This window comes from Deinococcus marmoris DSM 12784 (assembly GCF_000701405.1).
GTDB classification, from domain to species: Bacteria; Deinococcota; Deinococci; order Deinococcales; family Deinococcaceae; genus Deinococcus; species Deinococcus marmoris.
In genome coordinates, this window is record NZ_JNIV01000125.1 from 1 (window position 1) to 11125 (window position 11125).

Annotated in this window: 13 protein-coding genes and 2 pseudogenes; 3 read left to right on the forward strand and 12 right to left on the reverse strand. The window is 63.5% G+C overall.

The features are described 5' to 3' along the window. Positions 1-245: pseudogene (locus Q319_RS0120340) on the reverse strand (IS701 family transposase); the annotation flags it as partial. 143 nt (positions 246-388) lie between these two features. Between Q319_RS0120340 and Q319_RS27485 the strand changes: the two are divergent. Next, complete coding sequence (locus Q319_RS27485; RefSeq protein WP_156039492.1) at positions 389-916, forward strand: hypothetical protein; 528 nt, start codon at positions 389-391, stop codon at positions 914-916. A 98-nt stretch (positions 917-1014) separates the two neighbouring features. On the opposite strand, the gene Q319_RS27490 is transcribed toward Q319_RS27485, so the two are convergent. Beyond that, positions 1015-1206 (reverse strand): hypothetical protein, encoded by a 192-nt coding sequence (locus Q319_RS27490; protein WP_156039493.1) that lies wholly within the window; start codon positions 1204-1206, stop codon positions 1015-1017. Continuing rightward, the gene (locus Q319_RS0120345; protein WP_156039494.1) at positions 1203-1736 is read right to left on the reverse strand and encodes a DinB family protein; all 534 of its coding nucleotides are present in this window, start codon (positions 1734-1736) and stop codon (positions 1203-1205) included. The genes Q319_RS27490 and Q319_RS0120345 overlap by 4 nt, the downstream gene beginning before the upstream one ends. 45 nt (positions 1737-1781) lie before the next feature. Between Q319_RS0120345 and Q319_RS0120350 the strand changes: the two genes are divergently transcribed. Continuing rightward, positions 1782-2837, forward strand: coding sequence for a hypothetical protein (locus Q319_RS0120350; RefSeq protein ID WP_029484265.1), 1056 nt, complete (start codon positions 1782-1784; stop codon positions 2835-2837). 184 nt (positions 2838-3021) lie between these two features. Here the strand turns inward: Q319_RS0120350 and Q319_RS0120355 are convergent, their stop codons facing one another. From Q319_RS0120355 to Q319_RS0120365, 3 genes are read right to left on the reverse strand one after another with little or no spacing between them, the layout of a single operon-like run. After that, positions 3022-3645, reverse strand: coding sequence for a DUF305 domain-containing protein (locus Q319_RS0120355; protein ID WP_051655610.1), 624 nt, complete (start codon positions 3643-3645; stop codon positions 3022-3024). Continuing rightward, positions 3626-4525: an oxygen-dependent tRNA uridine(34) hydroxylase TrhO gene (gene trhO, locus Q319_RS0120360; RefSeq protein ID WP_029484267.1), complete on the reverse strand. Its 900-nt coding sequence runs from the start codon at positions 4523-4525 to the stop codon at positions 3626-3628. Before trhO ends, Q319_RS0120355 begins: the two co-directional genes overlap by 20 nt. Before the next feature lie 37 nt (positions 4526-4562). Then, on the reverse strand, positions 4563-4991 hold the full coding sequence (locus Q319_RS0120365; RefSeq protein WP_029484268.1) for a GNAT family N-acetyltransferase: 429 nt from the start codon (positions 4989-4991) through the stop codon (positions 4563-4565). A 79-nt stretch (positions 4992-5070) separates the two neighbouring features. Between Q319_RS0120365 and Q319_RS0120370 the strand changes: the two genes are divergently transcribed. Continuing rightward, entirely contained in the window at positions 5071-6156 is a 1086-nt protein-coding gene (locus tag Q319_RS0120370; RefSeq protein WP_029484269.1) for an NADH:flavin oxidoreductase/NADH oxidase, read from the forward strand. Between the two features lie 217 nt (positions 6157-6373). Here the strand turns inward: Q319_RS0120370 and serA are convergent, their stop codons facing one another. The 6 genes and pseudogenes from serA to Q319_RS27495 form a co-directional block, all read right to left on the reverse strand. Then, positions 6374-8002 carry a phosphoglycerate dehydrogenase gene (gene serA, locus Q319_RS0120375; protein WP_029484270.1) on the reverse strand — a complete coding sequence of 543 codons (1629 nt, stop codon included), beginning with the start codon at positions 8000-8002 and terminating at the stop codon, positions 6374-6376. Positions 8003-8045: 43 nt separating this feature from the next. Beyond that, a complete protein-coding gene (aat, locus tag Q319_RS0120380; protein ID WP_029484271.1) occupies positions 8046-8681 on the reverse strand; it encodes a leucyl/phenylalanyl-tRNA--protein transferase in 636 nt (211 codons plus the stop codon). Positions 8682-8728: 47 nt separating this feature from the next. Further along, positions 8729-9160, reverse strand: coding sequence for a PaaI family thioesterase (locus tag Q319_RS0120385; RefSeq protein ID WP_029484272.1), 432 nt, complete (start codon positions 9158-9160; stop codon positions 8729-8731). Positions 9161-9195: 35 nt separating this feature from the next. Continuing rightward, positions 9196-10308, reverse strand: a complete 1113-nt coding sequence (locus Q319_RS0120390; protein ID WP_029484273.1) for a LysM peptidoglycan-binding domain-containing M23 family metallopeptidase — start codon at positions 10306-10308, stop codon at positions 9196-9198. 203 nt (positions 10309-10511) lie between these two features. Continuing rightward, positions 10512-10886, reverse strand: a complete 375-nt coding sequence (locus Q319_RS25815) for a hypothetical protein (RefSeq protein ID WP_156039495.1) — start codon at positions 10884-10886, stop codon at positions 10512-10514. 81 nt (positions 10887-10967) lie between these two features. Then, a pseudogene (locus Q319_RS27495) lies at positions 10968-11125 on the reverse strand (IS66 family transposase); the annotation flags it as partial.

The window sequence follows — 11125 nt, forward strand, 5'->3', positions numbered from 1 at the left end:
CTGTGAGGTTTGGGAATCACACAGTCATCGACACTCAGCGTTCCGTCCTCCTGCTCGATCTGCCTGACCAACGGCTTTGCCAGTTTCCAGAGCGTACGGGAAAAAGCCTCTTCCTGACGCAAAAAACGAGTGACCTGATCGTGACTGACTTCCCCCAGCAGCAACTGGGCGAGCATGGTGGCACTCGTTTGACCGAACGAGGAGATCAAGAAATCGCTGTACAGTTCCATCATCCGGCGAGTCACCTCCCCAGTTTGCGTCGCCGCAGTGCGAAGCAAGAAATCCTGATGATTTCATGGAGTCTTCAAATCGTAGCGCGTAAGGTCAGTGATAATCAGATGTGCTGTAACCGCTAGAATTGTCACTTCTTCTCCTGGGAGGGAAGGTCATGCTGAGAAACACTTTTATAATTTATATTGTAGCAATCTCCTCGTATTATTTGATACTAATCGTTATCGCTGCACTAGGCTATAGCTTTAAGCCAGAAGAATGGCAAACGGCAACAAAGTTCATTAAAGACTTCTTGGCATTATTAACCGCGCTTCCGACAGCAGCTCTGGCATTTGCTGTTCAGCAACGCCTGACATTTATTAAAGAATTGCGCGATGGGTATGGAAAATGTGTTGATGCGGTAGAGGAAGCTATATTCTATTGTAAGTCTAGCCAAATAGACTTGAAAGAAAAACTAAGAGTATTGAAGGGATTAAGCATTGCGATTGAAAAAGTTAGGGGTATTTACGATGACAAAGGGTCTACAGCTTATCCTGTAGATGATCTTAAAAAGATATATGACATTATCGCCTATGACAATAGTGGAAATCTTGCCGAAATGGGAAAAAAAATTGAAATAACTTGGAAAAGTGCGAGACAAGTATTTTTAACTGAGATAGATAGAGGTGGTAGAAAAATAAACTGATGTAACTCAAATGCTAGGTAAACAATGCTAGTAATATCCTTACAGTATGTATGCTTTTAGAATGATGCATTTGAGATACTTGCGTGATCTCGCTTAACTCACTGAGGAACTGATTTTACCTTTCTGGAGTTATTTGTAACGAAAGCAGTCAGCGCCTCTAAGTATTGTGCCTCTAGTTCCATTTCCTGCACTAGCAACCCGTCTGGAAGCCGGGCGGCGGGCGTGATGGTTCCATCGTCGTTGAGCAACGCTTGTATACGGGCGGCACGGGCTTTGGCTCGGCTGGTCATGGCTCCTCCGGCATCAAATGGTTGCGAATCAGCAAAATCTGTCCACGGTGGCTGACTTCATCCTCAACGACGTGGAACCAAGCCCAGTAGTTGTTCACGAGCGAGCCGTCAGTGAGCGTGAATTCCCTGTTCAGCCAGTCGTCGTCACATCGGGCAAGTCCGGTGAGCGTGCGCTGGCGAACGCCTTCCAGCAGTTCTTGATAATAGGCGACTGGAAGGCCATTGTATTTTTCGCGTGCCACTTTTCCCAGTCTTATGGACGCGTCCCACTCGGCTTTCTCGTCGGCGCTTGGCAACCGCTCCTCAAGCGTGCGGATGCTGTAAATCAGTTTCAGAGAGACAATATGGGCCAGAAGCGCCCCTATAGAATTTCCATTCTCGCCGTGAAAGAAATCAAGCTGCGCCACCGAAAGTCCGGCCACGGCGTCTAGCGTCGTCTGGCGCGAGTAATTCAGCATCCCTATCAGATCACTGATGCGCGGCGTGTAGCCTTGAATAGGTTGAATTCGGTAGTCGGCTCCGGGAGGCACGAATCCAGATTATCCAACCTGCTGGCCCGGCGTAAACTACCTCCCATGACCACCGCGCCCCCGTCCCTTCAGGCTGCCCAGGCTCCGGCCCCGGCTGCCGCCTACCGCGCCACGCCCACGCAGAATCTGGTGACCATCGCGCTGGCGTGGTGGCTGCTGGCGGGGCTGTTTCTGGACGGCTGGGCGCACAACAACCTGGGCGAGTCGCTGGAAACCTTCTTCACGCCCTGGCACGCGGTCTTTTACAGCGGTTTCCTGGCGGTGGCGGGCTGGTGCCTGTTCCTGGCCTGGGGCGGCTGGCGCATGGGGCGGCGCGGGCTGGCGGCCTTCCCCGACGGCTACAGCCTGGCGGCGCTGGGCGTGCCACTGTTCGGGCTGGGCGGCCTGGGCGATCTGACCTGGCACACGGTTTTCGGCATAGAGGTGGGCATTGAGGCGCTGCTCTCGCCCACGCACCTGCTGCTGTTCGCGGGCGGCTCGCTGATTGCCGCCTCGCCGCTGAACGCTGCGTGGCAATCGCCCACGGGCCGCCGTGCGCCGCTGCTCCTGCGCTGGGCGGCGGTGCTGTCGGCCACGTCGCTGCTGGCGTTCACGGCCTTTATGCACATGTACATGTGGGGCCTGCTGAGCGTCCCGCAGGGCCTGGGCTGGGTGCAGACGCGCGGCGAACTCAGCGCCGTGCTTCTCACCGCCCTGATGCTGGCCGCGCCCGTGCTGCTGCTGCTGCGCCGCTTCGCCCTGCCCTTCGGCGCAATCACGGTGATGTACACCCTGACGAATCTGGGGATGGCCCTGATGCTCGCCCCCGGCGACTGGCGCTTGCCCGCCGTGGCGCTGGGCTGTGGCCTGCTGGCGGATGTGCTGTGTGTGCTGCTGCGGCCCTCGCCGTCGCGGCCCCTGGCGTTCCGGGCCTTTGCTGTGCTGCTGCCGCTGGCGGTGTGGGTGCCGTATCTGGGCGGTGCGGTGCGGCTGGGCCTCAGCAACCTGAGCCTGGAGCTGTGGCTGGGCGTGGCGGTCATGACCGGGCTGGGCGGGCTGGCTTTGTCGGCGCTGGTGCTGCCGCCTGCTTTGCCTGCTGGGGCTTTGGGGGAAGAGGGTTAATTTTTTGGGGGGCTGTCTGCGGTTTAACCCCTCCGCCCCTTCGGGGCACCTCCCCTTAGAAGGGAGGCAAGGAGATTGCTGTGCTGCACGGTCTTCTGCGCTTTTTTGGCTCCCTTTTGAGGGGAGCTGGCTGCGAAGCAGACTGAGGGGTCAAACCGTGGGGCCATCCCCTTAACCCCCACCCTCAATGCCCCATCCCCGGCATCCCCATGTCCATCTCTGGAAACGGCAACACTTCCGCCCCTCGCGCCCGCAACAGCGAGGTCATAAACCGAATCTCGCCGCCCTGAACGGCTTGCATCTGCCGGGCCAGATGGCGCACCTGGGGCAGCACGCCCGGCTCCAGTGCGGGCGGGATCATCCGCAGTGCGCCCTGGTGGTGGCGGGTCATCAGTTGCAGGGAGGCGGTTTCGGCCTGCGCGATGGGCAGCGTTTTCAGCGACAGCAACTCCGCACCCGACGCCATGCCCATGCTGCGGGCGTGATCGGCGGACATGGTGAAGGTATCCGGCTGCCTCCACAGCGTCAGAAAGCCGCGCATCTGGCGAATCTGTTCCTCCTGCGACAGTTGAATGTCCAGCGCCGCCGAGCGGATGGTGCGGTCTGCGCTGCGCCGCCGGATCAGAATTGCCATCGTAATCGCCTGATCGTGGTGGGCGATCATGCCGCGCGTGAAGGCGACTTCGGGACTGTCGGCGGCGGGCATGGGCTTGCGCGGCGTCAGGAGCAAGAAGATGCCGATGCCCACGGCAAACAGCAGCAGAGCCAACGCGGCCAGTTTCTGAGAATTACGGCTGGCGCGCGTCATACATCCGCTGACGATCCCTGAATGCCGCTTTCTGCGCGTCCGTCGTCGCCTCCACGCAATTCGGGCAGCTCACGCCTTCCTCGTAGGCCGAATGCGCCCGCTCATCCGCGCCCAGTGGCCAGCCGCACGAGTGGCACATGGCGGCCCCACCTTCGCGCAGGCCGTGGCCCACGGTCACGCGGCCATCGAAGACGAAGCATTCGCCGTGCCAGCGGCTGTCCTCTTCCGACACATCTTCCAGATACTTCAGGATGCCGCCGCGCAGGTGCAGCACATCTGTGAAGCCGCGCTCACGTAGCAGGCTGGTGCTTTTCTCGCAGCGGATACCCCCGGTGCAGAACATGGCGACGCGTTTACCTGCCAGTTCCCCGGCGTGTGCGTCCAGCCACGCGGGAAACTCGCGGAAGCTGTCGATTTCGGGGTTGACCGCGCCCTCAAAGGTTCCGGCGCTGACCTCGTAGCGGTTGCGGGTGTCCACCACCACCACATCAGGATCAGCGATCAGGGCGTTCCAGTCGCCTGCCTCCACGTACTGCCCGGCCTGGGAGGTGGGTTCCACAGGAAGGCCCAGCGTCACGATCTCGGATTTCAGGCGCACCTTGAAGCGTTTGAAGGGCTGTTCGGTGCTATATGACTCTTTGGCTTCCAGTCGGTCAAAACCCGCTGATTGGAGGAAGTTGGTCAGCCCGTCAATCGCCGCGCGTGAACCAGCCACCGTGCCGTTGATTCCCTCCGAGGCGACGATCAGCGTGCCGCAAAGGCCGGAGCTTTGGCCCAGTTCCAGCAACTCGGCACGCAGGGCGGCGGGGTCTGGCAGGGTGCGAAACTGGTATAGGGCCAGAACGGTGAAGGGAGCAGGGGAGGGTGGAACACTCGGCATGGCCCCATAGAATAGCGGCCCCGCCCTCGCCTCAGCGTCAGTTCAGATAGTCTCCGTCCAGCACTCCATCCTTCCCACTCTGGCGGGCGTAGTCGCGGCGGACCATAGCGTTGCCGCGCATCATGCCGAAGCGTTCGTAGAAGGGCACCAGATCGTCGTCGCAGGCGGTGTCGATCATGTACAGACCGTCCAGTTGGGCCAGCAGGTTTTCCACCAGTTGCGAGGCGACGCCCTGCCCCCGCCACTGCGCCCTAACCTCCAGCAGCGGAATGTAGGCGCTCAGCACGCCGTCGCTGATGGCGTAGGCAAAGCCGATTACCTGCCCGTCCTCCACCGCCAGCGCCCTGTGGGACGCCCCGGAGAGAATGCGCCACAGCGTTTCCGGTGTCGGTGGATTGGGCCAGCCTTCAAAAAAACCGGTCAGGGCGGCGGGCGTGATTCCTTCCAGCGTGGTCTGAATCTGCATTTTTACCACTCTGAAGCATGGGCAGAGGCTAAGCATCGGCCATCTGGCGGACCCTTCACCGCACCAGTACATTGTCCAGATGCCCGACAACGCCCCAAAGCTGTTCCAGCCGCTCAAGCTTCAACGTCTCACTCTGCCCAACCGTATCGTCGTCTCGCCCATGTGCATGTACAGCGCGCATGACGGGCTGGCCAACGATTTTCATCTGGTCCACCTGGGTCAGTTTGCGCTGGCCGGGGCGGGCCTGATCTTCACCGAGGCCGCCGCCGTCTCGCCGGAAGGCCGGATCAGTCCCGAGGACCTGGGGCTGTGGTCCGACGATCATATCGTGCCGCTGGGCCGCGTGACCGACTTTATCCACGCCCACGGCAGTCTGGTGGGGATTCAACTGGCGCACGCGGGGCGCAAGGCCAGCACCTACGCCCCGTGGCGCGGCAAGGGCGCGGTGACGCCTGAACACGGCGGCTGGGGCGTGATCGGGCCAGATACCCAGTCCTTCGCGCCGATTTTCCCCACCCCCAGCGCCATGACTTCTGTTGACATCAAGCGCGTGATCCAGGATTTCGTGTCCGCTGCCCAACGTGCAGAAATGGCAGGCTTTGACGCCGTGGAGGTCCACGCGGCGCACGGTTACCTGCTGCACCAGTTCCTCTCGCCGCTGTCCAACTCGCGCACCGACGAGTACGGCGGCTCCTTTGAAAACCGCACGCGCTTCGTCATGGACGTGGTGCGGGCCGTGCGTGGCGGCTGGCCCATGCACAAGCCGCTGTTCGTGCGCCTGAGCGCTACCGACTGGGCCGAGGGCGGCTGGGATCTGGAGCAGACCGTGAAACTGGCGGGCCTGCTCAGCCGCGAGGGCGTGGACGTGCTGGACGTCAGCAGCGGCGGCCTGACCACGGCGCAGCAGATCACCCCCGGACCCGGCTATCAGGTGCCTTTCGCCTCCGCCGTCAAGGTGGCCGTGTCCGGGCTGGACGTGATGGCCGTGGGCATGATCGAGTCGCCGGAACAGGCCGAAGCGATCCTGCAAAACGGCGAGGCCGATCTGATCGCGCTGGGCCGTCCTTTTCTGGGCGATCCCCACTGGTCCCAGTTCGCCGCGCAGAAACTGGGGGCCGATCTGGAGATGGTGCCGCAGTACCAGCGCGGCCACCGTCTGGACTAGCGGACTGGGGGCATGGGACGGGTTCGCTGCTCGTCCCGCCCCGCAATCTCAGGCCTCGCAGAAAAGGCAACGGGCAGGGCGTCCGAGTGCGTGAACATCACGCTGTGTAGATGATTGCCGCACAGAAGCCGGGAACGGTGGATGGGTGAGGGGTCACTGGGCAGGCCGTCATCTGAATGGAGAAAACGGCCCTGCTCAACGGCCCTGATCCAGATTTCTACACCTTCACCAGATAGGCGCTGTCGATCACGTCCAGATCGCGCACCGCCCGCAACTGCTCGGCGCTCAGGCCCTCATCCAGCGTCAGCGTGAACAGGGCCTCTCCGCCGCGCTGGGCGCGCCCCAGTGCCATCCCGGCGATGTTCACGCCCCAGGTTCCCAGCAGGGTGCTGAGCTGCGCCACCGCCCCTGGCTTGTCCTGATTACTGGCGATCAGAATGTAGCCCTCCGGCTCCAGTTCCACGCGGTAGTCGCGCAGGCGGGTCAGGCGCGGGCTGCGGCCAAAGACCGTGCCGCCCACCGTGCGCGTGCGGGCCTTGTCCGGCCCCTGGGTGCTGACCTTCACGATCACTTCCGTCTGGTAGTCCGGGCTGTCGGTCTGCTCGCGCACGGCCAGATTCAGGCCGCGTTCCTTTGCCAGAGCGCGGGCGTTGATCATGTTGGGCCGCTCGTCGGTGCTGCCCGACAGGTAGCCCACCAGCACGCTGGAGACCACCGGGGCCGGGTCCACCGGGAACTCGCCCCGGAAGGTCACTTCGATGTCATACGCGCCGGGCAGCAGTTGCGCCTGAATGCGGCCCAGTTTCTCGCCCAGATCCAGGTAGCCGCCCAATGCCTCCAGGGTTTTGGGGTCCAGCGCCGGGGCGTTCACCGCGCCCTTGCTCACGTCGCCGTGCAGGGCGGCTAGCACGCGGGCCACGATCTCCGCGCCCACGCGTTCCTGCGCCTCGCGGGTGTTCGCGCCCAGGTGGGCGGTGATGCCCAGATTCGGCGCACCCAGGAAGATGTGATCGGCGGTGGGCGGCTCGTCCACGAACACGTCCACCCCGGCCCCGAACAGATGTCCGCTGTGCAGGGCGTCCACCAGCGCCTGTTCCTCGATGATGCCGCCGCGCGCCGCGTTGACCACGATTGCGTCGGGTTTCATCAGCGCCAGCTCGCGTGCGCCCACCATGCCGGTGGTTTCCTCGGTCAGCGGGGTGTGGACGGTCAGAAATTCCACCTGGGCCAGCAGCTCGTCCAGCGAGGCGGCGCGGGTCACGCCCAGACGCTCGAATTTGCTGTCGGGCACGTAGGGATCGTAGGCCACCACGTTCATCCGCAGGCCCTGCGCGCGGTCCGCCACCATGCTGCCAATCCGGCCCAGCCCGACGATACCCAGCGTGCGGTCCTTCAGCTCCAGGCCCAGGAATTTGCGGTCCCACTCGCCCGCCCGCGTCTTGCGGTCACTGCGAGTCAGGCCGCGCGCCGCCGCCATCAGGTGCATTACGGCCAGTTCCGCCGCCGACACGTTGTTGCTTTCTGGCGCGTTCAGCACCAGCAATCCACGCAGGCTGGCGTAGTCCAGATCGATGTTGTCCACGCCCACGCCGCCGCGCCCGATGACCTTGAGGCGTGACCCGGCGGCGTCAATCAGTTCACGGTCCACCTTGGTGCGGCTCCTCGTGATCAGCGCGTCGTATTCGGGCAGGCGGCGCAGCGTTTCACTGCGCTCCATGTTGCCCTCGTAGTCGATCTGAAAGCCGTCGTGGTCCAGATTGCCGGGGTTCATCTCGTCGCAGATCAGCACGCGCAGCACTTGCGCTTGTGGATTCTGGTCAGTCGGGGCGGAGGCAGGGGCGCTCATGCCCGCAGGGTAAGCCGCGCGGGCCGGGCGGGGGCATTTTTATCTAGCCCGTTGGCAAGGAGAGCGAGGCGTTGACCTTCAGCGCCGCCGCCAGCAATGGCGCGTATTCCGCGTCGCTCACCTCGTAAACCCCCAGCGTTTCCAGATGCGGATTCTGAATCTGCGCGTCCAGCAGAATGAAACCTCTGGCCCGCACATACCCGGCCAGACGGATCACGGCCACCTTGCTGGCGTTGGTGACCCGGTGAAACTTGCTTTCGGCAATGAACGCACCGCCCAGCGCGAGGCCCAGGATGCCCCCGGCCAGCTCGCCGCCTTGCCAGACCTCAAAGGAATGGGCCAGCCCGGTCTCATGCAGATGCCCGTACAGGTCCGTCAGTTCCGGGCTGATCCACTCGCCGTCCCGCTCCGGCGTTCCGTGTAGATGGCCCCGGCAGCCTTCCAGCACGTCCTCAAACGCAGTGTCCACGCGGACCTCGAAACGCGGCAGCTCGCGGCGCAGTCTCCGCGCCACATGCAGGCCCGCCTCTTCCGTCAGCGGCACCAGGGCGCGGCCCGGCACGCTGTACCACTGCACGCCGTCGCCGTTGTCCATCAGGAATCCGCCTTCCGCGTAGCCCTGCGCGACTTCGCGGGTCAGGGGGTCCGGGTGTTTCAGGAAATGGGCTGCGGTGGGCATGTCAGCGTGTGGGCGAGACGGGGCGAAGGGCTGCCACCACATCCCGCCTATTTTGCATACAGCACCGCCTGCGTGCAGCGGAACAGCGCCATCACTTTGCCCTGCGGCCCGCGTACCTCGGCGTCCCAGACCTGGGTGGTGCGCCCGGCGTGGACACTGCGGGCCTCGCAGGTAATCGTGCCCTCGCGCGCCGTGCCCAGATGGTTGCTCTTGAGTTCGATGGTGGTAAAGCCATTGGCCCCCTCGGGCAGCAGCAGGCGCGTGCCGTAGCCGCAACTGGTGTCCGCCAGTGCCACCACACTCGCGGCATGCAGAAAGCCGTTGGGGGCCAGCAGTTCATCCCGCAGCGTCAGCTCGGAGCGGATTAACCCGCGCTCGGCGTGCGTGAAGCGGATGCCGATCAGGCCGGGCAGCTTGCCCTCTCCCTGCCGGTTCAGCTCGTCCAGTGTGGGGATGGGGCGCGAAGTGGGGTCAGACATGGGGATTAAAGTAGCAGTTCATTTTCCCGCACCGTTCATCTGGGCCACAGGCGGTCCACCCAGTTTGTCGGATGCGTTCCCTCGCCGCGCACCCGCATTTCCAGGTGCAGGTGTGGCCCTGCGCTGAGGCCCGTGGTGCCCACCTCTCCCAGTTTCTGGCCGCGCCTGACGGTCTGCCCGGCCTTGACCACGATCTTGCTCTGGTGGAAATACAGGCTGGTCACGCCCGCGCCGTGGTCGATCAGGACCAGACCGCCGCGCACCGGGTATTTGCCTGCCAGGATGACCTTGCCGTCGTTGACTGCCAGCACTGCTGTTCCCACCGGGGCCGGGTAATCGGTGCCGAAGTGGTAGGCCACCTCGCCGCCTGCCACGTAGGTGCGCGGCTGCCCGAAGCTGCTGCTGGTGGCCTTGGCCTTGGCCAGTGCCGGGGCAAAAGGCCGGGTCCAGACCTGCGGGGTCCGCAACATGTACGCCTTATTCACGGCGGCGTCCTCGGCGGCCTTGCCGGGGTCCTGCAACACGCCGCTGACGCGCGCGGGCAGGTTCAGGTGCTGGATCGGCTGGTCCAGGCCCACCACCGGAATGCGCCCCCGGATCAGCTCGCCGCCCAGATTAACTTCATAGACCACGGGGGTGGTCTTGCCCAGCACCACGCGACCCAGCACGACGTACTCGCCCGCCGCGCCAATAGGTTTCAGGACCTCGTTGGGCATCCGCACGTCCTCGCCTACCTCGCTGGGAAAACGCACTGTGGCCTGGGCCGCCCGCGCCCCGGACAGTTGCACGGTGAACGCCTCGCCCATCCGCAGGCTCTGCGGCACGCGCACGGTCACGCCCGCGATGCTGGAGGTGGGGGCCGTGGGGGTGAGCTGTTCGGCGGGCAGCGGCGCGGGCAGGGCAGGCTTGCTGGTGGCCGGAGCGCTGGACGTGGCCGCGCGAGGTGTGGGGGCCACGCCGGGAATCCGCAACTCCTGCCCGACTTCCAGCGTCGTGCCTTTCAGGGTGTTCAAGCGGACGATGGAATTGACGCTGGTGTTGTTGGCCCGCGCAATCGAGTACAGGGTGTCGCCCTTCTTCACGGTGTAGGCCCCGGCCACACTGAACAGCAGGGAAAAGGCAAGCAGCAGGGCGGCGCGGTCTTTCATGCCCGGCAGAATAAGGGGCAGATGTGAGAAAGCTGACACGGTGGCCCAGACTGGCCGTGGGGGCCGCCCCCGGTTCGCGCCTGTACGGCTTTTCAGTGCCGGATCACCGAAGCTGGCGGCTTCATGTGCGGCCCAGTCGGCCACAAAAAAGGGAACCGTCGAATCTGACGGTTCCCTTCTTCTGGTCCTCTGTTAAAGCTGATTCAGAGGGGGGCGCACAGCGGCACGGTGGCCAGCGAGGCCGCTTCGTGAATGTTGATGTACTTGGCGTCCTTGAGGGCGTCGGTGGTCTGGAAGCCCTTGAGGATCAGTGCGCCGTTGGCGTCGCTGGTCATGGTGGCGATGACGCCGCCCACAACGTCGCCGCTGGACTTGCAAGGATCGGTGGCGTCAGCCGTGCCCATCTTGTGGTAGTGGGCCAGGTAGCTGGTGCTGGGCTTCAGGCCGCCAGCCGTCAGGGTGGTGCGGCGGTCGCCGCCGGTCAGGTCGACGTACTTGCCCGTGCCGGTCGAGGACTTGTAGACCGCGTCGTTGGGCAGCATGGCTTTGAAGGTGACCGACTTGGTAGAGCCGCTCACGTCGGGGGCGGTGGTCCTGTTACAGGACGCGAGGGCGAGGGAGCCGATCAGGGCCAGCAATGCAACTTTATTCGTAACTACTCAGCGCGAGAAGTCGGGCATGAGGATGTCACCGCGAAATACACTCACGAGGCCCTGCCAGACATGTATGCCCTGCTTGCGAAGTGTGGAGATATAGCTGCGAATCCGGCAGAACGCCGCTCCACCAGTCAGAGACCGAAACCCACCTGACACTTTGC

Bases quoted from the DNA above. Each gene is read 5' to 3' on its own strand.
- Q319_RS0120365 (WP_029484268.1), bottom strand. From the start codon at position 4,991: ATGCAGATTCAGACCACGCTGGAAGGAATCACGCCCGCCGCCCTGACC.
- serA (WP_029484270.1), bottom strand. From the start codon at position 8,002: ATGAGCGCCCCTGCCTCCGCCCCGACTGACCAGAATCCACAAGCGCAA.
- trhO (WP_029484267.1), bottom strand. From the start codon at position 4,525: ATGCCGAGTGTTCCACCCTCCCCTGCTCCCTTCACCGTTCTGGCCCTA.
- Q319_RS27485 (WP_156039492.1), top strand. From the start codon at position 389: ATGCTGAGAAACACTTTTATAATTTATATTGTAGCAATCTCCTCGTAT.
- Q319_RS0120370 (WP_029484269.1), top strand. From the start codon at position 5,071: ATGCCCGACAACGCCCCAAAGCTGTTCCAGCCGCTCAAGCTTCAACGT.
- Q319_RS0120355 (WP_051655610.1), bottom strand. From the start codon at position 3,645: ATGACGCGCGCCAGCCGTAATTCTCAGAAACTGGCCGCGTTGGCTCTG.
- Q319_RS0120385 (WP_029484272.1), bottom strand. From the start codon at position 9,160: ATGTCTGACCCCACTTCGCGCCCCATCCCCACACTGGACGAGCTGAAC.
- Q319_RS0120390 (WP_029484273.1), bottom strand. From the start codon at position 10,308: ATGAAAGACCGCGCCGCCCTGCTGCTTGCCTTTTCCCTGCTGTTCAGT.
- aat (WP_029484271.1), bottom strand. From the start codon at position 8,681: ATGCCCACCGCAGCCCATTTCCTGAAACACCCGGACCCCCTGACCCGC.
- Q319_RS0120350 (WP_029484265.1), top strand. From the start codon at position 1,782: ATGACCACCGCGCCCCCGTCCCTTCAGGCTGCCCAGGCTCCGGCCCCG.
- Q319_RS27490 (WP_156039493.1), bottom strand. From the start codon at position 1,206: ATGACCAGCCGAGCCAAAGCCCGTGCCGCCCGTATACAAGCGTTGCTC.